This is a genomic window from Sphingomonas sp., assembly GCF_003248515.1.
GTDB lineage: Bacteria > Pseudomonadota > Alphaproteobacteria > Sphingomonadales > Sphingomonadaceae > Sphingomonas_I.
In genome coordinates, this window is sequence record NZ_QFOB01000021.1 from 1 (window position 1) to 20729 (window position 20729).

At 64.4% G+C, this 20729-nt stretch carries 22 protein-coding genes; 6 read left to right on the plus strand and 16 right to left on the minus strand.

Going from position 1 to position 20729, the window contains the following annotated elements:
* Positions 1 to 82: 82 nt before the first annotated feature.
* From DI605_RS20195 to DI605_RS20225, 8 genes are all read right to left on the minus strand, one after another.
* Entirely contained in the window at positions 83 to 328 is a 246-nt protein-coding gene (locus tag DI605_RS20195; RefSeq protein ID WP_293977397.1) for a lytic transglycosylase domain-containing protein, read from the minus strand.
* A gap of 26 nt (positions 329 to 354) precedes the next feature.
* Positions 355 to 924, minus strand: a complete 570-nt coding sequence (locus DI605_RS20200; protein ID WP_293977399.1) for a S26 family signal peptidase — start codon at positions 922 to 924, stop codon at positions 355 to 357.
* A complete protein-coding gene (locus DI605_RS20205; RefSeq protein WP_293977401.1) occupies positions 924 to 1187 on the minus strand; it encodes a helix-turn-helix domain-containing protein in 264 nt (87 codons plus the stop codon). Before DI605_RS20205 ends, DI605_RS20200 begins: the two co-directional genes overlap by 1 nt.
* Positions 1188 to 1326: 139 nt before the next feature.
* Entirely contained in the window at positions 1327 to 1761 is a 435-nt protein-coding gene (locus DI605_RS20210; protein ID WP_293977403.1) for a DUF2285 domain-containing protein, read from the minus strand.
* Between the two features lie 88 nt (positions 1762 to 1849).
* Entirely contained in the window at positions 1850 to 2161 is a 312-nt protein-coding gene (locus DI605_RS21530) for a DUF6499 domain-containing protein (RefSeq protein ID WP_367120081.1), read from the minus strand.
* A gap of 179 nt (positions 2162 to 2340) precedes the next feature.
* Positions 2341 to 2667, minus strand: a complete 327-nt coding sequence (locus tag DI605_RS20215) for a DUF736 domain-containing protein (RefSeq protein ID WP_293977405.1) — start codon at positions 2665 to 2667, stop codon at positions 2341 to 2343.
* Positions 2668 to 3303: 636 nt separating this feature from the next.
* Positions 3304 to 3699 carry a hypothetical protein gene (locus DI605_RS20220; RefSeq protein WP_293977407.1) on the minus strand — a complete coding sequence of 132 codons (396 nt, stop codon included), beginning with the start codon at positions 3697 to 3699 and terminating at the stop codon, positions 3304 to 3306.
* 128 nt (positions 3700 to 3827) lie between these two features.
* The gene (locus DI605_RS20225) at positions 3828 to 3992 is read right to left on the minus strand and encodes a hypothetical protein (protein ID WP_293977409.1); all 165 of its coding nucleotides are present in this window, start codon (positions 3990 to 3992) and stop codon (positions 3828 to 3830) included.
* A 294-nt stretch (positions 3993 to 4286) separates the two neighbouring features.
* On the opposite strand from DI605_RS20225, the gene DI605_RS20230 reads away from it, so the two are divergent.
* Positions 4287 to 4799, plus strand: coding sequence for a MucR family transcriptional regulator (locus DI605_RS20230; RefSeq protein ID WP_293977411.1), 513 nt, complete (start codon positions 4287 to 4289; stop codon positions 4797 to 4799).
* A 46-nt stretch (positions 4800 to 4845) separates the two neighbouring features.
* Here the strand turns inward: DI605_RS20230 and DI605_RS20235 are convergent, their stop codons facing one another.
* The 6 genes from DI605_RS20235 to DI605_RS20260 all read right to left on the minus strand — a co-directional run bounded on the left by DI605_RS20235 (position 4846) and on the right by DI605_RS20260 (position 12325).
* Entirely contained in the window at positions 4846 to 5778 is a 933-nt protein-coding gene (locus DI605_RS20235; protein ID WP_293977413.1) for a DUF2493 domain-containing protein, read from the minus strand.
* Positions 5779 to 6083: 305 nt separating this feature from the next.
* The gene (locus DI605_RS20240) at positions 6084 to 7130 is read right to left on the minus strand and encodes a toprim domain-containing protein (RefSeq protein WP_293977415.1); all 1047 of its coding nucleotides are present in this window, start codon (positions 7128 to 7130) and stop codon (positions 6084 to 6086) included.
* A gap of 59 nt (positions 7131 to 7189) precedes the next feature.
* Positions 7190 to 9319 carry a ParB/RepB/Spo0J family partition protein gene (locus DI605_RS20245; RefSeq protein WP_293977417.1) on the minus strand — a complete coding sequence of 710 codons (2130 nt, stop codon included), beginning with the start codon at positions 9317 to 9319 and terminating at the stop codon, positions 7190 to 7192.
* A gap of 117 nt (positions 9320 to 9436) precedes the next feature.
* Positions 9437 to 9844, minus strand: coding sequence for a DUF2958 domain-containing protein (locus tag DI605_RS20250; RefSeq protein WP_293977419.1), 408 nt, complete (start codon positions 9842 to 9844; stop codon positions 9437 to 9439).
* A 37-nt stretch (positions 9845 to 9881) separates the two neighbouring features.
* On the minus strand, positions 9882 to 11081 hold the full coding sequence (locus DI605_RS20255) for a DUF932 domain-containing protein (protein ID WP_293977421.1): 1200 nt from the start codon (positions 11079 to 11081) through the stop codon (positions 9882 to 9884).
* A 173-nt stretch (positions 11082 to 11254) separates the two neighbouring features.
* Positions 11255 to 12325, minus strand: a complete 1071-nt coding sequence (locus DI605_RS20260) for a hypothetical protein (RefSeq protein WP_293977423.1) — start codon at positions 12323 to 12325, stop codon at positions 11255 to 11257.
* A 78-nt stretch (positions 12326 to 12403) separates the two neighbouring features.
* On the opposite strand from DI605_RS20260, the gene DI605_RS20265 reads away from it, so the two are divergent.
* Positions 12404 to 13141, plus strand: coding sequence for a GNAT family N-acetyltransferase (locus DI605_RS20265; protein ID WP_293977425.1), 738 nt, complete (start codon positions 12404 to 12406; stop codon positions 13139 to 13141).
* A gap of 782 nt (positions 13142 to 13923) precedes the next feature.
* Positions 13924 to 15330: an integrase arm-type DNA-binding domain-containing protein gene (locus DI605_RS20270; protein WP_293977427.1), complete on the plus strand. Its 1407-nt coding sequence runs from the start codon at positions 13924 to 13926 to the stop codon at positions 15328 to 15330.
* Here the strand turns inward: DI605_RS20270 and DI605_RS20275 are convergent.
* Positions 15233 to 16969 (minus strand): TonB-dependent siderophore receptor, encoded by a 1737-nt coding sequence (locus DI605_RS20275; RefSeq protein WP_293977429.1) that lies wholly within the window; start codon positions 16967 to 16969, stop codon positions 15233 to 15235. The genes DI605_RS20270 and DI605_RS20275 overlap by 98 nt on opposite strands.
* 109 nt (positions 16970 to 17078) lie before the next feature.
* Between DI605_RS20275 and DI605_RS20280 the strand changes: the two genes are divergently transcribed.
* Both DI605_RS20280 and DI605_RS20285 read left to right on the plus strand, forming a co-directional pair.
* A complete protein-coding gene (locus DI605_RS20280; protein ID WP_293977430.1) occupies positions 17079 to 17231 on the plus strand; it encodes a hypothetical protein in 153 nt (50 codons plus the stop codon).
* Positions 17232 to 17272: 41 nt separating this feature from the next.
* Positions 17273 to 17800, plus strand: coding sequence for a DDE-type integrase/transposase/recombinase (locus DI605_RS20285; protein ID WP_293977432.1), 528 nt, complete (start codon positions 17273 to 17275; stop codon positions 17798 to 17800).
* A 353-nt stretch (positions 17801 to 18153) separates the two neighbouring features.
* Here the strand turns inward: DI605_RS20285 and DI605_RS20290 are convergent, their stop codons facing one another.
* Entirely contained in the window at positions 18154 to 19728 is a 1575-nt protein-coding gene (locus DI605_RS20290) for a winged helix-turn-helix domain-containing protein (RefSeq protein ID WP_293977434.1), read from the minus strand.
* 209 nt (positions 19729 to 19937) lie between these two features.
* On the opposite strand from DI605_RS20290, the gene DI605_RS20295 reads away from it, so the two are divergent.
* A complete protein-coding gene (locus DI605_RS20295) occupies positions 19938 to 20627 on the plus strand; it encodes a PEPxxWA-CTERM sorting domain-containing protein (RefSeq protein WP_293977436.1) in 690 nt (229 codons plus the stop codon).
* Positions 20628 to 20729 lie beyond the last annotated feature (102 nt).

A 20729-nucleotide genomic window follows, 5' to 3' on the forward strand; every position in this document is an offset into this window, starting at 1 on the left:
GTCGTCTCGTCGACGCCGGTGCCGCCCTGCCCCAGTTTCTGCGCGAGGAGGGTGGAAGGGGTGACGGCCGCGAGTGCGGCCGTCACGGCGAAAAGACGGTGAGATAGCTCCACGTCGCCGGCATGATCTGCATGCACCCCATTGCCCCCTTCGAGGACACAATGCGGGGATTGCCGCCAGACTCCGCCATCATCACGCGCAGCACGACATCGACCGGCAAGCCCGAGCGGTTGGCCGCTTCTGGCGCATGGAACGCGCAGCCATTGGTGGGTGCGTGCAAGGCTGGCCGGGAGCCGACCGGGCTGCTCGCAACAAGCAGCGCGATCATGCCTATCATGCTCTTCAACCGCCGGCTCATGACCAGGTCCACAGCGGCGTGGCGATACCCAGGATTTGGGCCTTCGAAACGGGGCCAAAATAGCGCCCGTCGAATGAGTCCGGGTGGGCGGGTGCGATGAGGAACAGCTGATCCGGTCGCAACCGATAGCATCCTGACCACGTCGGCAGAGGGCGGCCGAAGCGATCGCGCGCCAGCGCAGCGACGGCTGTCCGCCCGTTGATGGTCACGCGCAGCCCGAGGCGGCAAATGGTCGCGCCGTCCATTGCCGCGATCGGCTTCAGCAAGGGGACGTTCGCTTCGACATAGCGGCGGTCCGCCATGAAGCGGGAGAGCGCGGGCGACGGTCGCACCGCGACCATGTCGCCGACACGCATCGCCGGAGTCGGGTCAATGCGATAGAGGCCGAGCGGCACGCTCGCCGATGCGTTCCAGATGAAACGCACATGCGAATGGTGGAGCGACGGGATGAGGAGGCCGGTGAGCCCGGCCGTGCTGGCGGCGAGCAGGGCGAACCGCGAGAAGCGGGGGCGCGATCGGCGGCCAGGCGCGCTCGATCTCGGATGAGGATGCGAAACGCTGACCATCAGCCCTGCTCCGTCGCATCGCCGGATCGGCGCACCGCGGGAGGGACCGAACCGTTGTTCGGATCCGATGTCGATGCGCATGCGCCGCGGTCGGCCCAGGCGCGCAGTTCCTCGATCGTATAGACGACACGGCCGCCGATCTTCCGGTAGGCGGGACCGGTGCCGTAGGTGCGGTGCTTCTCGAGCGTGCGCGCGGACAGGCCGACATAATGCGCGGCCTCCTTGGTGCGCAGATAGCGTGTATCCTTGATGATGTCGGGCATGACCGGGCTCCTGTAAGGCGAGAAGCGAGGCGCGTGCCAAGCGCCTCGCGAACCCGGTCATCATCGGCGACGAAAGAAGGCCCGTGGTGGCCGGAACGAGGGGGCATGGATTCCGACCACATCAGACCGGCAGCGGCTGCTAGGATGGCGGACGTGATCCAAGCAGCAGACGATAGCCACCAGCGATCATCTGGGCAGCGGCTTCGGCAAGGCGCCGCAGATCGGAGCGTTCCGAGCTTGATCGCCAGTCGTCTGGCGGCTGATCGAGGACCAGCCCGCCGATGTCGCGCAAGCTCGCACCGTGCTGCGCCAGGTCATGGACATAGAGCATCGCCGCGTGGCGGTGCGCCTGCGCGAAAGGTGCGGCGCGGACGGGAACACCATGACCGATTGAACGGCGGAAGGTCGCCGCAGCCTGGATGCGGGTCGCGTGTCTCGTGTCCGGATGAAGGTAGATGCCGAAGCTGCCGCCCGTCGCGGGCGCCAAGCCCGAGGGAAGCCAGAGCTGCAATTCGGGCGAGCCTCTGCGGCGGATCAGCAGGTGTGTCCCTCCCGGCGAGCCGATCCGGATCACGCGCTCGCCCCAGCGTTCGAAAAAGAAACGGAGATCGCCGATCGCCTTTGCCCATGGCACCGGCCGCACGATCGTCAGAACGGATGTATCAAGTTCCGGACTCCAGGCGATCGGCGGCGCGTCGACTGCGGACGTGTCGGGATCGGACGCGAAAGGTGAGGCCCCAATGGGACCACCTCCCTGCCAAGGGATGCTTCGAGATATTCAGAATTCGGCGCGCTGACCGGCGCACCACAGCGTCGGTACTCGGCCTGACCCGCCGCAGTGCCGAATTGCCGGAGCGCCAGATTTCGCGGAAGTCCGGATTGCGACGCAACCATTCCCAAGCGAAGCCGCGCGCGTCCAATGCGGTCAGGGCCTGATATTCGGCGGGTAAGTGTAAACGGTTATATCCTGGCATCGTGAAACTCCTCGATGCCCCCTGCGGGAATAACCTAAGTTGCGAATGCTGCACTGCGCAACGGCGCACCAGCTTATCTGCGAATAAGTAGCAACTTATCGCAAGTGGTTAATATCTATATTCAAAATGGATCAAATGAAAGCCCCGCCCGGTCGCTCCGGGCGGGGCTTTCGATCGGCTCAGTCGCCGTTGCGACGAGTGGGGCGCGACCAGATGAGGTTGAACGCCTCGCCGTCCTCGTCGTCGAAGAGGTTGGCGTAGATCGGAGTGGTGAAGCTCGGATCGTCGAGCTTGAGGCCCAGATAATCGCGGCCCTCGTTGGACTGCTTGGTCCAGGCGGCGCCGATTTCGGCCCGGCCAACCATCACCCGGTGCGAGGGCGCGTTGTCGTTGGCGCGGTTGCTGTCGGGAACGATGCGAACGCCCTTGGCCTGGACGCTGAGGGTGACGATGTCGCCGACGAACTCGTTGTTGGCGGTCTTCTTGAAGGTGCCAATGGTAGCCATTTCAAATCTCCAGTCTTGATCCACGAGGTCCGTGCCCATCACGGTCTCGATGGCTTGGGACATGACCGGGACTGCCGCGGCTGCAGTCGTCAGACCTGAAGCGCTAGCGGAAGACGGCGGCGGGGCGCTTTTTTGACCCGCGAGGAATGCCGGCACAGCCGGCAGGGGAAAAAAGCGACCCAGAGCCGTTGCGGCCATGAGCGGCAGAGGCGAAGCCGGTTCCGGTCATCAAGCCATTTAAGAGAGGCCGTTTGGGCACTGGCCTGGATCCGCCGACAGGAGACGTGGCGCCTTTATCGGTACCATTCCAGAAGCCCGGCATGGAGATCGCGGTCCCGGATAGATGCGCGTACAGATAGGCTTGACGCTCTGTTGCCGAGGCCGCGGTGATGAACGACTTCTTGCGTGATCGGAGTGGTCCGCCGACTCAGCCGCCAAGCAAAGAGGCCGCGAGAGGACCGCGTGTCATAGGCTTGGGCTCGCACCGGGCATCCGCTTCCGACACCCAACAACGACGATTGGACAGGAGACAGGACAACTCACCGCGCCTCCCGGCCACTGCTGAAGCTTTGGCATGAAAGGCCCCGCCCGGATCGGCCGGGCGGGGCGGTCTTTGGAGCCTTCAGCGTGTGAAATTCAGATAGCGGGGCGCATCAACCGATGGGCTGCGATCGCGGCGCAAAGCGCGGCGCCGACCAGGCCAGCGATGATGCCGGTCCCGCCCACCAACCAGCCCAGTGCATGCGCGACGGAATATCCGGCGAGCGCGGCCGGTATGGCAAACAGCGCCGCGAGAGCTGTCCTGGCATAGGGGCTGGCAAGTTTCAGCGCCGCGAAGCGGCTCGTCCCGATCACTGCGAGGAAGACCAGCAGTCCGATCACGACAGCGAGCAAAGGTGGGCAGCCGAGGTGGCTTGCGCCAAACCCCGCTCCAATTCCGAGCGCGATCGGCAGCGCCAGCGCCGCGCCGGCGAAGATCTGGTAGATCAGGTAACCGATCCCCAGCAGGGTCAGGGGAAGCATGATCGGCATGGCGTCGCATCCTTATGCAAGGGGTTGGACGCGCTTCCACCTGCCACCACAGCGCGTCGGGATCATAGCAGAAATGCCCCGCCAGCGAAACCGCTGGCGGGGTCGCCCGGTCGGAACCGTTGGGCGGATCAACTTGCGTAGACATCATATTCGCGGACCACGCGCTCGACGTCGCCGTCATAGTCTGCGCTCGGGATCGCGTTATAGCCTTCGTCGGTCTCGATCAGGATGATGATGACCTTGAGGGTGCAGGCGAGGTTCCAGGCATAGCGCTGTGCGGCTTCGAGGCTCATGTCCGACTCCTGTCGTTCGGAGCGGGGCCACTCCCCGCTCGACAGGCGCCGACGCATCCGGGCGCGCGACCGCGATCACCGCGTCCGTGAGGGCACAGCCCGAACAGCGGCCGCATGCACAGCATAGCGGACCCCCTGCGGGTTGATCGAACAAGGTCGCGGGTCCGGGAAGGACTAGCGCCTCAAAGAGCGGGGAGTGGTTTCGCGGTCCAACAGGTCGTGCGCGTAGAGCCGCTTGCCCGTGAGACGGACTTCGCTCATGTCTGCTGGAAGAGTTTCACCCGAGGGCCGAAGATGACTGAAGACACGAAGACTTCGACTGCGATCGAACTTGCAACCGAATTGACGATCGCCTGGCTTTCGAACCCGAATACCCGTGCGACGGCGGAAGAGGTGCCGGCGTTCCTGAAGTCGATGCATGCGGCAGTGGGTCAGCTCACCACAACGATCGTTACGCCAGATTCCGAAAGCGAGAGCACGCCTTCCGAGCACGTGCCCGCGGTGACTGTGCGCAAATCATTGGCTTCGAAAGACCACATCATCTCGATGATCGACGGCAAACCTTACAAGACGCTCCGTCGCCACCTTTCCACTCACGGTCTTACGCCCGACGAATATCGGCAGCGTTATGGTCTCAAGCCAGATTATCCGATGGTCGCCCCGACCTACAGCGAGCATCGCCGCGCGATGGCGCGCAAGATTGGTCTAGGCTCGAAAGGCCGCGCGACGAAGGCGGCCGCCGTTCCAGCCAAGTCGACGGCGCCAAAGCGGGCTCCGCGGCGCAAAGCGGACGCGCCCGCGAGCTGAGCGTCCGCGTGAAGATTGGCAAACCGGACTTTAGAGGCGAGCGGGATTAACCCGCTCGCTTGCGAAAGTCCCAAAGGCGGATGCCCAGCTTTCTCGCTTTGTCGGCCAAGTTGTCCTGGATGCCGGTTCCCGGAAAGACGATGACGCCTTTTGGCATCGCGTCCAGCATCGCATCGTTGCGCTTGAACGGCGCAGCTTTCTTGTGACGCTCCCAATCGGGCTTGTAGGGCTTTTGCGGCACGTTGTGATCGCGTGCCCAGCAGGCGGCGATGCGTTCGGCGCCGGTCGGCGTCGCGCCGTGCAGCAGGATCATGTCGGGAAGTTGGGCATGAACCTTATCGAGCGTGGCGTAGATCAGCTGGTGATCGTTGAACTCGGCCCCACCCGTGAAGGCGATCTTGATCCCATCGGGATTGAGGACGCGGGCATCCTGATATGCGCGGCGGTCGATTTGCTTGCGGCTGTCGAGCACGGCTGAGGTCAGCATATTGCGGTTGACCATGGCACCCGAGCGCGGGAGCCAGGCCTTGCGAATATGGGTGCGGAACTGGTCGGCGGCGGTGTCGCGGAAGAATTCCATGGTATCGCGGCGCTCGATCATCGTGATGCCCTCCGCGATCCGGCGTTCCAGTTCGACCGATTTGACCTCGCTGCCGTCTTGCTCGCGCTGGAGGCGCTTCTGAGCCCGTTCATTGTCGTCAAGCTCGCGCTCGATCCGCTCGCCGGCACGGTGGAAGACGTTGACGATACCCCAGGCGAGATCCTCGAGATCGGGTTCGATCCGCGTGTCGATCAGCGAAGAAACGAGAGCATCGAAGATGTCGGCAATGGCGCCCCCGGCTATACGGGCGTCCGGCAACGGACGGTCATCGGGCTCGTCCTCGAAGGGACGATGGCCATAGAGTTGCATCTCCTGAAGAAGATAGGCGGTGGAACCGAGCTGCGGTTCGCCGTCGTCGGAAAGAGTGTCGGTCGTCATGCGAGCCTCCGTCGCTGGAGCCGCGCCTCTCGCGGCCTTCCTGGCGACGTCCGGCGGCGGGCGGCCCGGGCCAGAACCGCGCCCGCATGGGCGCGGCCGAAGCGCAGCGGAGGATGGCGAAGCGCGGCTATTTTGCTTCGCGCTGCAAAGGGGCGTTAGCCCCGGCGGAAAATAGCCGCGGCGAAGCCATTGCCGGCCCGGGTCGCTTGCCGCAGTCGCCCTCTCAAGGAAGGCCGGGCGCGGCTCGCCCGAGACGAAGAGGTCTGACGACCAGCCGCTGCTGTGACGGCAACGATCGCTTGGGCTCAACCCGTGGTCAGGTAGAGCTCCGCATCCTCGGCCCGAAGCTGGTAGCGCAAGTTAGCGGCCAGCCGGTCCCTACCAAAGGCGCGCAGGTCGCTGTTGAAGTCGTCGAGCTTCGGTTCGAGCGGCACGATCTCGATGCCCGTCGCGCTCGCGCGTTCGGTCAGCGTCGCCAGTGCACCCGCGCCGGCTGGATCATCGTCGCGGGCGACATAGAGTCGCTGCAAACCGGCCGGAAACAGGATGGCGGCGAGGTGCGCAGCGGACAGGCCGGCGATCGTACCCGCGGTGGGCATGACCTGTCGCAGCGACAGCATGGTCTCGATGCCCTCGCCGGCAAGCATTACGCGGCCGCTCCGTCCGAAGCGGACACCGTGCCCGAGCAGATGGCCCATGGCGCGACGAGGATAGGCGACGGGCGCCTTGTCGGAGCCGTCGAGTGCCAGCCAAGTCCGATGCACACCGGTGACGGTGCCCTCCAGGTCGGTGACCGCCGCGATCATCGCGGGCCACGCGGGCAGGACTGCGGGGTCATCGTCTTCGGAAGGGCGATACCAGCAATGGGGGTGATGGCCGAGCGCCTCGCAGCCCGCGAGGTCGGTGATGTGCCGGGATGCGAGATAGGTCGCCACCAGGCTACGAAAAATCGACTTCGATGCCGCCCGCAGACGACGAGCCGCTTCGGGTGTTCCGGCCGGAGTCTTGTCACGACGCGCGGGCGGATCCTCGGTCGGCGGCGGGGTCGGCATGCTGAGAAAGCGGCGGGCCTCGTCGAGCGTCTCGCGCATGGTGCGGCAATTGCGGGCGGCGGCGATGATATCGAGCAGGTCGCCATGATCGCCGCTCTGCGCATCGGTCCATTTGCCGGCCGCGCCGCGACCATCTGGCGACACGGACAGGCGGACATAGAGACTGCGGCCGGGCGTATTGTGGACATCCCCGACCAGCCAATAGCGACCTTCCTTGCGCCCCTTGGAGAGATAGCGGCGGCAGACGGCCTCGGCATTATCGGCGAGAGCCAGGGAAAGGTCGGAAGCGATGGAGGCCATAAGCGTCTCCAAAACAAATGGGGCCTGCCGATGTGACAGGCCCCCAAGGTCAAAAGCCTTCACTCAGCCGCGATGGCAAAGTGCTCTTCGCTGTCACTGCTATCGTGCGCGGGTTCCGCTTCGGATGCCACGGCCGGTTCGGCGTCGATCGCCGCCGGTTCTTCGACCGGCTCGATCGCGGGTTCACGCAACGGCTCGGCGAGCCAGCCGGTGCCCGCCAGCAAGGATTCGGCCTCCTTGGCCATGTCGGGCTTCTTCAGCCCCGCGATGCGGGCCGAGACTTCCGCACCCTTTGCTTCAGCAACGGCGCTGAGGATGCGCACCTTCGTCACCCGGCCAAGGTAATTGTCGACAGTGGCGGTCCAGCCGGCGGCGACCATGTCGAGATCGGCGGCGCGGCCGAGAACATGGCTGTGCTTGATCCGCCCCGAGACGGTCCGCGCGGAGACGCGGCCCTCGTTGTAACGGTTGGCCGGTTCCCAAACGGCATTAACGCCGAAGGACGCGCAGTGCGCGAAAAGCGCCGCCTGATCGTCGGCACTGAGCGCGATCAGCGCCTCCCAGAGGTCCTGCGGCTGATCGGGCAAACGCTCGGCCCAGCTTTCGTGCCGCTCGTCGATCGCACGGGCGGAGGCGCTGTCGTTGAGCCCCGGCGCATGGGTGCCAAGGCTGCCACCGCGAACCGAAATCTCCACGCAGCTGGTGCCCGACAAATAATGGTAGAAAGTGTCGAGTGCGAGCGCGTGAAGAACGGCGGCGAAGGCGACCTGCGGATGCAACGCGACCGCATTGCGCAGCGCGAGGGTGCGATGCGTGGTCAATTCAGTGACCAACCGATCGGGCAACGGACGCAACAGATCGTCCTGCTCATCCTCCTCGCCGGGTTCTTCGGTGCCCGGCGCGCCACCAACGGATACGATGGCAGGGCCGATATCGTCAGCGTGCCGCTCGTGATCGGCGATCACGGTTCCGTCCTGCTCTTCGCCCGTGGTGACGGGTTCCTCGACCGACTCGTCTTCCGGCCGGACATACCCACGCTCGACGTAGAGCGAGCCATCGCTGTCGATGCTGACGAATACGCCGGCACGGGCCATTTCGGTCGGCTGGTAGACAAGGGGACGCGAGACGATCGCGCTGATCTCCTCGTCGATCGCATTGACGCGGGCATCGATCTCGTCCGGCACATCGACCGCGCCCGACCATTCTTCTTCCAGCGCCTCGGCTTCCTCGCGGAGCGCTGCGAGCCGCGCCTCGTCGGCCTCGGGCATCTCGGGCTGGTCGCCGTCGATGACGCGCATGTCGTCATCATAGTCATAAGGGAAGTCGACCGCGACCGCGACCCACTTCCAGCCCTCTTCGCCGATGCGTGCGCCCTCGGCCTTGAGCTTCTCGTCGACCAATCGATCCAGAAGCACCACGTCCTGCAGCCAGCCGCCCTGATCGTCCTCGAACAAATCGCGCAGCACATAGCCGCCGGCTGCGACATAAGCGTCAAGACCGACGAAGCGGACCCGCATGTCAGTCGCGCGCACTGACTGTTCGGTGAGCTTGGCCCGGATCATATAGGGCTGCTGATTGTAGCTGGACTGGAGCATGTCCCAGACCTGCTCCTGGCGCTCGTGGTCTTCAGAAACCGAGAAGGCCATCAGCTGTTCGAGCGTCATGCCGTCCTCGGCATAGACGTCATGCAGCTTGGGCGAGACGGACGCGAGGCGCAGCCGCTGCTTCACCACGGCTGGCGTCACCATGAAGGTTGCGGCGATGGTCTCGATATCGGTGCCTTGGGTCACGAGCTCCTGCATCGCACGGAACTGGTCGAGCGGATGCAGCGCCTCGCGATGGACGTTCTCGGCGAGCGAGTCCTCCTCGGCCGAGATCTGGTCATCGTCGCGCACGATGCAAGGAACCGGCTCGGTCTTCGCCATCCGGCGCTGCTTCACGAGCTTTTCGAGCGCGCGGAAGCGGCGGCCGCCGGCCGGCACCTCGAACACGCCGGTCTCGTTGCCCTCGGCATCGCGCTGGGCGCGGACGGTCAAGCTCTGCAGCAAGCCGCGGCGGGCGATGTCCGTGGCGAGCGAGTCGATCGAGACGCCAACCTTCACGCGCCGGACATTGGCCTGGCTCAGCACCAGCTGGTTGAACGGGATGTCCCGCGAACCGCTGAGGGCGATCTTCACATGCTTGGTCATGGGTCTTCTCCATGACGGGCGGCCGGGAGACTCTCTCTCGACCCTCAACCCGTCATGGAGCCGGCGCAGCCCTCTCCCTCTGAAGGGTGAGAGCCGCGCCGACGCCGGAGATTGGAGCTACAGGTCCGGCGGCGGTTCGCCTGGCGGGGATCCCCGGAACAAAGTGTCGGTCCAGAGGATCGAACCGGTTCGGCGGGACCAGGTGGCCCAGACCGACAGCGGCACGTCGGACGTGAACGCAGTGTCGATCTCGATGCTCATGCCGAACGGCAGCCGGATCGCCGAGAGCTCGCCCAGCGACCAGGGACCAATCTCCGGACAACCAAAGCCCAAATCAGCGAGTCCCCATAGCACGTCGCCATCCTCGTCGAGCTGGGTGGCGAGCCAGGTTTGCGCCCCGAGTGGGTTGAAGAATTTGACCACCGGCGCCGGGTCCGGCTCGGGCTTGTTTGCCTGCGCGGCCGCGCGCCGATTGATATCATTCGCCCGCAGCGCGTAGCGAAGGATTTGAGGGAGCACGATCATCGGACCGCTCCTTTCGCTGCATGAGGTGCGGATGCCGTCAGGCGGCGGCGGCGAGGAGCTTGGCGGCTTTGCCCTCGAGCTCGAGGCGGGTGTCCTGATGTGGCTTGTCGCGCGCGACCGCAGTGATGCCCTCGACGAAATCGAAGATCGACGCCGGGGGATGGCCTTCCTCGTCGAGCACGGTGGCGATGATGCGGTCGGTGTCGCCCTTGGAGAAGCCGCGCTTGCGCAGGAAGGACTGGCGGTCCTCGGCGGTGCGAGCGACCAAGCGTTCGCGCGCGGCTTTGATGCCGGCCATGAACGGCACCGGCGATGAGGTCGCGAAATTCTCGAGCGCGGGCGCCGCCTCATGCGCGAAGCGGTTGGCGGCGAACTTGCTGTGGCGGATGCTGATCTCCTCGAAGCCTTCCGCCCCCCAGATGTTACGGTTCATGCAGACCGCCCGGAGATAGAAGGAAGCAATGCCGAGTGTCTTCGACCCCACCTCGCTGTTCCACGCATAGAAGCCGCGAAAGAAGAGATCGGGATCGCCGTTGGGCAGACGGCCCGCTTCGATCGGGTGCGCATCGTCGACCAAAAACAGGAAGACGTCGCGATCGCTCGCATAGAGGGTCGTGGTGTCCTTGGTCACCTCGACGAAGGGGTTGTGGGTCATCGTCGACCAATCGAGCAGTCCCGGAACCTTCCAACGGGTGTCGCCGGTGCCGTCCCCGGCAATCTTCATGACGGCCGCGACCAGCTCGTGATCCCAGATCCGGCCATAGTCAGGGCCGGTGACAGCGCGCAATTCGACCCGGCCATCGTCGGTCTCGAGCGTCTTCATCAGCTCGGCGCGGTGGGAGAGCAGGCCGTGCTGCATGTTGATGCCGGCCAGCGGCGCCGGAAGCTGCCGGAGATAGCCGGACGGCGCACCGACGAGGCTGCAGAGCTGGCCGAATGACCAATGCGTCGGCATAACCGGCTCGTCGCGACCGGGCACGAGCAGGGCCAGGCGTTCGGCATCGTCCCGGCTCGCCTCGACTTTGACGTCACGGGTTTCAACCGTCCGTGCCGTCGCGCGCTCGGCCCGGGCCTTCACCGCGGCATGGAGCGACGACAGCGACAGGAAGCGCTCGTCGTCGGGGCGCGAGAACCATTCGGAAGAGACGCGGCCGATGCGCTGGCCGCGTGAGATATCGACCTTGTAGCGCGCCGATACCGGGCGAGACGTGTCGGATTGCGTGAGGATCGTCGCCATGGGAAATCTCCGCGACGGGCGCCGAGAGACTCTCTCTTAGCCCTTACCCGTCACGGAAATCCCGCTTTCCTCTCACTCTCACCGGGGCGTTGCGGGGGCGGAGCCGCCCGCATGAAGGGGTCCGACGCGACCTTGGCGCGGCGGCAGGGGAAGGCATTCCCCCGACCAGAAGCCTATTTCTTGTCCTTCTTTTTTCGGCGCTTGGCCCTCTCATCCCATCGGGTTTCGACCTCCTTCTGGAAATCGACATAGCCCTTCCAGGCGCGCTCGTTGGTCCGACGGATGCTGACCTCGATATAATCTGCACGCAGCCGCTCCAGCAGGGCGGTGAGACCGGCGGCCATTTCGTGGCGGCCGGCGTCGATTTCATCCCACGCCGTCTGGCGCTTGCCGGTTAGCGGCATGTCGCCGGGACTGCTGAATACGTGCGACTTCCCGCTAGGGGTCGAATTGTATTCGTCGACATGGGCGAGCGCTTGAAGCCAGCCGCCATAGAGTTTGTCGACCGCCTCGCGCAGCACGGGATCGTACACGCTGAACAGGCTGTTATCGGCGACGCCGCGAAAGTTCTCAAAGAACCAGATTGCCTTGTCGGTGATCATATGGGGGAGTTCTTCGATGTGCTGCTGCAACGTCGGGAGATGGAGCGTATCCATCAGCCAGCGCATATTCTCGACGTCGTGGTCGTGCTCGATCTTCTCTCGCGATAAGCCCTTTATCTCGGCCGGTCGTTTCGGATTCTTGTCGAGAACCGCCTTCAACGCGATGTGCAGGAGCTTGCTCAGATCGTCGCGTTTGGTCGATGGGTCGGCGGGCGCGTAATTGTAGGGGCTCGCGCGGTTCTGGGCGAAATCGAACGGCAGATCGGCGGGGAAATCGCCGATCGCCGTGTTGAACAGGAGGATTATGCGGTCCCAGCCCAGTGTCGCGACCGCATAGCCCAGCTCGTAGCCCACATTGGGGTTGGGACACGGCCGTTCCGCACCCGGCGCAGTGACGGTTGTGATATCGGCGATGAAGATCGCCGCCGCGTCGATCTTCTCGACGATCTTGTCGTAGATTTTGGGACTGCCGCTGGTGTCCCGGGTTGCCTCATCCGGAACCAGCTTCAGGTTCGGGTTTGCCGCCTCAAGGCGCTTGCAGGCGTCGGCCAGCGCCTTGCGGATCGCGTTGAGGTTGGTCTTCTTGGGGGAGTCGCTTTGCCACGAGTAGAAGACGTGCACGGCGGTCTTTTTCTTTGCCATGGTGATAATGTTCCAGACGATGGCGGATGGCAGTCGCGCCGAAGAACGTCACGATCTCGGGCGGTGGAGTTTAGATTCATGGATGTCCTGAAGGCAACACCCGCGGATCTCACCGCCGTCCTCGCTTGGCTCGAGCAAGAATATGCAGACGATGGTGAGGGCTTCTGGTGTAACCGAGGGATTATCGAGCATGCCCTAGAGTATGGCGACCTTTGGGTCATCCGCCGCGGCGGCGAGCCTGTTGCCGTGCAAGTGGGCGACTATGCAGCTGATATCGTCAGCGTTCGCAAGGACTGTCGCCGGCAGGGGCTAGGCGATGCCTTGTTTGCGGCGTCGTTGCAGCGAGCGATCGACGATAATGTAAACGTCCTGTCGATCGAATGCTCGCCGCGGAGCTCCTGGACCTTCTGGGAGCGCCATGGCTTCGAGCGGTTCGGCGATCTCAGCGAGTGGGGCACGATTACTGCACGACGCATTCTCGAGAGGTCGTTCGACCTGCCCAGCGGCCTGCCGCTCGCTGATGTCAGGATCGCTTTCTACCCGGAGTCGGCGACCTACGGACGCAGCGAAATTCGGCCAATCGCGAACCATAGCCTTCGCGGCAGCCGTCTCGACGACGGCGCGATCATGCTGGGACGCCGAGTGATCGGCCTTTGCGATGACGAGCCCGCAGGGAAGGATCTTGCCGTCAAGATTGAGGTGGACGGTGAGCTTCGGTGCTTCTGCAAGGCCAAATATGAGGAGGCCGAGGATGCCGGTGTGAGGCACGACCGGAAAGGTGGAGCATTCTATATCGACGCGGTGGAGCCGCATTAATTGCTTTCAGGTCGCTGTTCGGTCGCCTCATGAGCCCGAGCCTGCCGGACCTTCAATCAGCTGCTGGAGGCTGCGGTACAGGATGAGCCGGCGCCGACCCACGCTGGTGGTTTCAAGCGTGCCGTTAGCGATCAACTCGAAGAGCTTTGTCTTGCCAATGCCCGTCAAGCGCGTGGCGTCCGCCACCCGGACAGCGAGCGGGCGCGGACCCTGCGCGGAAGACGATGATGAGAGAGCATCCATGGCAGCATTGTGTGGCTGAGGCGCCAGCGGAACAAGGCATGGGAAGGGCTAATCGCGTCGACGGACATGTATGTTCGGCCTTTGCGCAGGACCGGATATCGCGGGCGGCATTTTCTTCAGATGCGCGACGTGTTGCGGCCGTTTCCAGTCGCTCCGCGTTGCCGATTTGCTCGATTTATGCTAGTCGTGATGCCTCGGAAATCGATGATCGGAAGCAATCCTACAATAGTTCGCCATAGTTCGCAGTTATCCGTTTCCAAGATTGGGAACAGAATTGGGAACAGCGCAATTCTTCAGCAAGAAAGTGGAGGAATCCTCGTGGAATTTGGCCGATTGAGCGGACTCCCGCTCCGCCAAAGACCATTCCGTACGGGTCCGTAACAGACCACCGGAATCGACTTTTTCCTCCTGATTACCGACACTTGGAAGACCAGTTCGGCCTCGGCCGTCCGTACCCGTTCATGACAGTCCGATGAATCGGAGGGTCTGAAACGAGGTATCGGCGGTCGAAAAACGAGGTACATCGAGGAGCCGGAGCCATGCTCACCGACACGAAGATCCGCACCGCAAAACCGCGACCGAAAACCTACAAGCTCGCCGACGCCAATCGCCTCTTCCTGCTCGTTGCCCCCGGCGGCGGCAAATTGTGGCGCTGGAACTATGTCTACGACGGCCGGAACAAGACGATGGCGTTCGGCGCCTGGCCCCACGTCTCTCTCGCCGATGCCCGCGCCAGGCGCGACGAGGCGTTCACGATCCTGTGCGAAGGGCGGGACCCATCGGTCGCGAGACGGCTCCGGATTGAACAGAATATTGAGGCCGGCCGCCGGACCTTCGAGCGCGTGGCGCGCGAGTGGCATGAGAATGCCAAGGCGCAATGGGCGACCGTTCATGCAGCCGATGTACTGCGAAGCCTCGAGCGCGACATTTTCCCGGAGATCGGAACACTGCCGATCGCCGACCTCACACCGCCTCTCGTCCTCGCCGCGCTCCGCGAGGTGGAAGCGCGTGGCGCTATCGAGACCGCAAAGCGCATCCGTCAGCGTATTTCGGCGGTCTTTGTCTATGCGATCGCGCAGGGCATCGCGGTAAACGATCCGGCCGAAAAACTCGGCGCCGTTCTCAAGCCTCTGCGCAAGGGGCGGCAGCCGGCCATCACCGAGCTCAAGCCGCTGCGCAAAATGATCATCAGGGCAGAGGAAGACGATGCCCGGCCGATCACGCGACTGGCGCTGCGCTTTCTCGCACTTACCGCGGTCCGGCCAAGCGAGTTGCGGGGTGCGTGCTGGAGCGAGTTCGAGGATCTGAACGGCAAGGCGCCACTCTGGCGGATACCTTCGGCACGAATGAAGGGCGATCTTGACCGCAAGGAGGAAACCGACGGGGATCACCTCGTGCCGCTGACGCCACAGGCGATCTCCGTGCTCAAGGCGCTCTGGCCACTCACTGGCGGTGGCCCGCTCCTGTTCCCGAGCAACCGGCACATGCATCGTCCAATCAGCGAGAATGCGATCGGCTATCTGCTCAACCGGGCGGGCTATCACGGCCACCACGTGCCGCACGGCTTTCGCGCCGCTTTCTCGACCATCATGAACGAATGGGCAGAGCGTCATGGCAAGGATCACGACCGGAAGGTCATCGACCTCATGCTTGCTCACGTTCCCAAGGAGAAGGTGGAGGGGGTCTACAATCGTGCGGCCTACATGCCGCGCAGGCGCGAGCTCGCCGAGATATGGGCCAAATTGCTGAGCGAGGGACTGCCTGACCCGGCTGTGCTCGTGGAACGGCCGACGAAATCGGTCGAGGCGCATTCGCGCCGGAAGGTGCCTGCCCCCGTCGATCCGGACTTCAGATTTCCGACGCGTCTGAAGGTCGCGCCGACCACGCGATGGCAGTCTGGATCCAGCACGGCCCGCGCTGCGAAGCTCGCAGTCGGGCAGCATTGACTTCATCAGACCGCAGCGTGAGCTGATCGGGATTGGCACCCCACAGTGAGCCGACATCAAGGCCGATGGCGGCCTCCAAACCTCGTACACGTGATTGATCGGCGTTTCTGTAGGTGCTCTGCCGAAGCGCCGTCGTCTCGGAGGTGATGACCGAAACGATGCGATTGCGCGTGTTGGCATGGAAATAGGTGAGGTCCGCGTAGAGTGGCCCTGCCGCATAGCCCATGCCCATATCGAAGCTCGTATTCCGCTCGGGCGCGAGATCTGGATTGCCGGTGGTGACGCGCGTCTGACGACCGGCGACCTCGGTCGTGACGCCGGTGGTCTGGCTCCCCTGTGGCGGCGCAAAGGCACTGCCCGCCGATGCGTGCAGCCGCAATGCCGGCGTCAACTTGAACACCGCGCCACCGCGTGGACTCCAGACGTTGAAGCTCGTGCGGCTCCCGGTGAAGTTTGTCTTCAGGGGCGTGGGCAGCGTCTCGGAGACGATATGGTCATAGCGGGCCCCGGCCGTGACGATGATGCGGCCGTCGAGGAGCAACAGTGTGCCTTCGGCAAACCCAGCCTTGCTGTCACGATTCTCGTTGGGGCTGAACGGCGCGACCTGGGAGGTGGCGCTGAACGATTGCGGGCGAAGCTCGACCCGCTGCCAGTCAAAGCCATAGGTCAGGCTGAAGATCGGAGCGATCGCCCAGCTATCCTGCGCCTGCACGCCGCGATAGCGCGATATCGTGCGGCTGGACTGGTAGCTACTGGCCGTCGTGGGCACGATTGTAATGTATCGATATACCTCGCGGGAGGCATAACCGACCAACTGGAAGCGATGATGTGCCGGCGTCACCACGAGCCGGGCATCACCGCCTACGCGACGCAGTCGTGTATCGGCGGGGGTCTGGGGACTGAAGGAAACCGGGCCGGGCTGGCTGTTATTGAGTCGCGCGAAATCGACGCTGGCATCGAACCGCACGTTCGACGCGAGATCGGCACCGACCCGAGCCCGGCCGGAGAGACGCGAAAAGTCGCTGTTCGGGCGGGTCAGCCCGTAAGCGGTCTTGAAATCATCCCGCTGGTCGACATAGCCGAGCGAGGCATCGAAATCGGTCGAGCTGGTGATCGATCCGCCTATGCTGCCGTCACCGCGCAACGTGTCGAACGAACCGTAGCCGCCACCAATCTGGCCATGGATCGGCCCTTTCGATCGCCGCGTGATGATATTGACGACGCCTCCCTCGGCCGACGCGCCATACAGCGCCGAAGACGGCCCCTTGACGACCTCGATGCGGTCAATGCTTTCCGGCGCAATCGTCGTGAAGCTCGTCGAGCCCGAAGGCCGACCGTCCACCAAAGTAAGTGTGCGGGGGTTTATAGAGGACTCAAAGTCCGGGCGAAAACCGCGCAGGCCGACCCCGGCCAACCCGTTCGGATACTGAATTACGTCGACCCCGCTGGTCTTCTTCAGCTGATCGATGAAGGTGAGTCCGGGCGTGCGATCCAGAAGCTCCGCCGGCACGATTTCCATCGAGACAGGCACATCAGAGCGCCGCTGCGGCGTCCGCATGGCCGTGACCGTGATATCCTCTGCCGATTGCGCCAGGGCCGGGCCCGACATCAGCAACAGGCTGACCGCATAGGGCTTCACCAAAAATCCCCCAAATTCACTTTATGATATATCATCTCCTACACGGCGCGGCGCATTAATCAATGCGGGGGCGTTGTCAGATCTGCGGGGCAGCCGTTGACGAGGGCGGATGAGCCGCAAATCCCGCGCGAAGCCGCCTTCCCCATTTCGCTGCTTTAACTCCTCGCCTGCGATCCTCCGGCTCGTGGTGCTGATGTACGTCCGCTTCCCGCTGTCGCTGCGGAACATCGAGGATCTGCTGTCCGAACGGGGATCGACCTAAGCCACGAGACGATCCGCTTCTGGTGGAACCGCTTCGGCCAGATGTGCGCCGGCGAAGTGCGGCAGCGCCGGGTCAGCTACATGCGTGGCTTCCGCCAATGGCGCTGGCACCTCGATGAGGTGTTTGTGCAGATCAACTGCCAGACACACTATCTCTGGCGCGCGGTCGATCACGAAGGTGAGCTCCTCGAGAGCTACCTCACCAAAACCAGGGATAAGAAGGCCGCCCTCGCCTTCATGGAGAAGACACTCAAGCGTAACGGCTCGCCCGAACGGATTACAACGGACGGGCTGCGATCCTATCAGGCCGCCATGCGCGAGCTTGGCAATGACGATCGGCAGGAGATCGGACAACACGCCAACAACCGGGTCGAGAACAGCCACTTGCCCTTCCGACGACAAGAACGGGCCATGCTCCGCTTCAGGCGCATGGCGAGCCTCCAGAAGTTCGCGTCGGTTCGAGCCAACGTCCACAACCACTTCAATCTCGAACGCCACCTCGTCGACCGAAGGATCTACAAGCTTCGCCGTTCAGCCGCCCTGGCCGACTGGCAAAATCTCGTGAGCTAGCTTGCCAGCTTCGAAGACCGACCGCATGTGTGGAGACGAGTTCGCATTAGATTGACGGCACGTCCTGACCCTACGCCGCCAGCCTCAAAGATCGGTCTCCAGCAGGGAGAGCCCCGTTCGCGTTAGGGTCAGGACCGGGCCGGCCATGGTGATCAAGCAATTTGCGCCGCGTCTGACGAGGAATCGTCGGGCCGACATAGCGGCGCTGCCGGCGCGTCGGGAGCATTTCCGACAACCGGTCCGGTGGAAGCTGTCCTTCACGTTTTACCCCCAGCACGCGAATCTCCCCGCGCGGAACTAAGCTTCGGGCGGGGCCGGTCAATGCCCGAGGCGCCGTCATCGACGCCGGATGTTCAGGCGTTCGTCGATCCCAGTATGCCGGCCGCATCGGGCCGGGAACCGCTTCGCTGCCAATAGTCGGCAAGCCCGATCGTCTCGGTCAATCGGGCGAAGCGGGCGTCGGCGCGGAACGGCGTGGTCGGCGGCGTGAAGAGGAAGCGGGTGTTTAGCCGTAGCCGGTCCGAATAGCTGCCCTGCTCGGCCGAGTAGCGCACATGATCGCCGGGCTTTCCGTCGAAGAAGTAGAGGTCGGCCATCGCGTAGGCCGCATCCACCCGGCCGAGGGCGGAAAGCAGTTCCACCCCGATTTCCTTGAACCCCGTCCCTTCCGCGGCGGCAGCGGTGATCGCCGCCTGCGCCGCGTTGATGTCCGCCACCGCCTTGCTGCCGAGCGCCCGCGCGCTGGCGAGGATGAGATCGAAATTCCAGGCGGGGATGCCGGGCGGCCGCCGCGATGCGTCCTCCACCATCGCCACCGCCTTCCCGGAGCGGCCGCTATAGGCGTAGGTCCAGAAGCGCGAGAACCAGATCTGATAGTTGCGCGGCCACAGCCGAAGCGCATTATCGATCACGCGGTCGCCATCCGCCACCCGGCCGACCGCCCACATCAGATAGGATTGCCAGTAGAGCACGGACGGATTGTTCTGGATCCGCCGCTCGATCGGCGAAAGCGCCGCCAGCGCATCCCGCATCCGGCCGACGCGCGCCAGCATACGCGACAGCCAGACGCACGCCTCATACTGGTCCGGCGCGTGCGCGAGCACGGCGCGCAGCGCGTTTTCGGAGGCGAGCCAGTTGCCGAAGGGCGGCAGCGCCATCGCCAGCGCGGCCGGCGCGCTGACATTCGATCGATCGATCGCCAGCGCATGCCGCGCATCCTCCTGCGCGGCGCGGGCCTCCTCGCGAGCCGTCGCGCCCGAGTTGAAATAATTCGCGTGGATCCGCGCGAGCGCCAGCGCGCCCCAGCTTTCGGCCTCGTCCGGCCGCCGCGACGCGGCCTCCTTCACCAGCGCCAACCCCCGCGCAGTCACCTCCGCCGTGCCGACCCGCGCAGCTTCAAGCCCTAGCGCGCGCAACTGATCGACAGAATCGGCCCGGCGCGGCCGCCAGATCGTCCAAGCGGCGGCCCCCACCGCCACCACGCCCGCGCCGCCGATCACCAGCCGGCGTGTCGGCCGACGGCCTGCGGGAGGCTCGGGCACATCCGGCGAAGCAGCCGCCTCCCCCTCCGCCACCGGAGCCGCCAAGGCGGCACTCTCGCTCAGCCGATACCCGACCTTCACCACCGTATCGACCTGGAACGACGCCTGCCCCACCGTCTCCGCCACGCGACGGATCACACCGATCGTCCGGTTGATCGCATCCTCGCCGACGATGCGCCCGCCCCAGCAGGCCGCGATCATCTGTTCGCGCGTCACCACCTCGCCCGCGCGCTGCGCCAGCAGCACGAGCACCTGCATCACGCGCGGCTCTAGCGTCTCGCGCTCATCGGCGCCGACCACCTCGCGGATGGCGGGCCGCGCCTCGATTAGACCCACCCGGAATGGCGCGGTTTCCCCCAGATTGATCGGCCGAATCTCCAGCGTCACGCTCGCCCCGCTTTTCCGGTCGCTGCTTGGGCAAAAGCGGCGCCGCGATCAATCGCGCGTTCGCCCTCCCCTTCCGGCAAGCGGAGCGAAAGACGGCCAATGCGGCATGATCGGCTCTTCATCGGCTCTTCATCGTGTTGAAAACCTTGAGGCTACCGGCCCGTTAACCGAGACCCGATCCGTCGGAACAATCTTCGGATGGGGGTTTCATGAAGTATCTAGCTTTCGTCTTTGTGTCAGTCGCTCTTTCCGCCGGCTTCGTCGCAGCGCCCGCCCCGGCGGTCGTCACCACGCTCACTTTCAGCGGCAACATCTGTGGCGCCGCCGGCAATGAAGCCTGTGGCAACTACAGCCAGATCGGCGCGAACTATGGCGACAGCGCCACGGTCGACGTCCAGTATCGCTCGATTGCGACCAGCAGCGGCGCCACCTACGAGCCGTTCCTCAAATATTGGAGCCAGTATGGCGATCTGCCCGGCATCGTCTGGGGCGGAAACAGCATGACCGGCTATGCGTCCGAAATCAACATCCTGCCCGCGGCCGGCTATGAAGTGTCGCTGATCGGTTTCGATTTCGCGACCTATCTGAACCGCTCGGCCACGGTGCCGTTCGCGATCACCGCGCTCGACGGCACCTCGATCTACAGCGGCACGCAGGGCACGTCCTCGCCCACTCATGCCTCGCTGGCGCTCAACAGCGATTATTTCGCACAGGGCATCCGCCTCACCTGGGGGCCGGACGGCTATGATGTCGGGCTCGACAATATCGCGTTTGACGTGCGCGAGGCGAGCGCGGCGCCGGTGCCGGAGCCAGCGACCTGGGCGATGATGGTCGGCGGCTTCGGGCTGATCGGCAGCGCGCTGCGGCGACGCAAGGCAGTGACGATGCGCTTCGCCTGAACCGGGGTTCGGCCGTCGCACCTGCCCGGGCGGCCGCCGACCTTCACCGTGTCGCTCAATCCCGCGCGTGGCTCTGTCAGATCCGTGAGGCAGCCGTTAGTG